An 890-nucleotide genomic window follows, 5' to 3' on the forward strand; every position below is an offset into this window, starting at 1 on the left:
TTATTAAACAATCCATGTACCACAAACTCTTGAAGCGCTGGCACATCGCTTTTGCTAAAATGCTGGATTAGTTCATCATACACCCCAATTTCCAGCACTGGTTCAGTTTGTTTAAGAGCCCAACTCCAATAAGCCCTAGCAACCCATACCTGATCAGCAACTTCCAGAGATTCAAACGATTCAGAAGATGTAATTATGTCCTGATATTTACCCTGTAAATACAATTCAAGATAGTTTGTACGCTGTGTATCATACTCCCTACTTTCTGCTGCAAGTAAGCGTTGCTTTAGTCCTTGCAAAATGTCTTGAGCAGATATTGATGTAAAACGAACACTATCACAATCTTCATCACCCTCAGTTTTATTAACATAATGTTGTGGATATGCCGTAACTGTCTTTAGCTCATCAAGCAAGTGTGCATAGGGATTAGTAAATATCTTCGGAGGAAAACAATCCAACTGCCGAGCTAACTCGATCAAAAACAAATCGGCACCATCTGCACATTGCATATAGTGAGCTAATTTAACTTGTAGAATAGAATTGAAAATATGCGCTGGCGCCTGATCATACATATCAACCCAAAATAGCCGATGCTGACCGGAAAAATGCTCTTTAATTTGTGGAAAAAAAGCATCTGCTAGCCCACTATAACCAATAAATAATGCAGGTGATTCATTTAAAGTTGCAGATACGAACTGGCTTAACTGTACCGCATGAGAAGCAGTCTCCTCATCAGAGTTCAATTGGGAAAAACCGTGGCTCTGCCCATGCAAGTGGACGATAGCCGGATTATCTATCAAATGGAAAAGGTTTAAATTGGCAGCAGTAAAATCATACGTTGCAGGATACAAACCTAACAACCCACAACTACGTGCCAATAAATTATCAAA

Annotated in this window: 1 protein-coding gene; it reads right to left on the minus strand. The window is 39.4% G+C overall.

Features of this window, described 5'->3' with window-relative positions; all coding sequences use genetic code 11:
• The coding region (locus LG31_RS21205) for a hypothetical protein (protein WP_202963003.1) at positions 1–890 on the minus strand (890 nt) is incomplete at both ends.

Origin of the sequence: Aeromonas lacus (assembly GCF_000764665.1) — a bacterium.
Taxonomy (GTDB): Bacteria; Pseudomonadota; Gammaproteobacteria; order Enterobacterales; family Aeromonadaceae; genus Aeromonas; species Aeromonas lacus.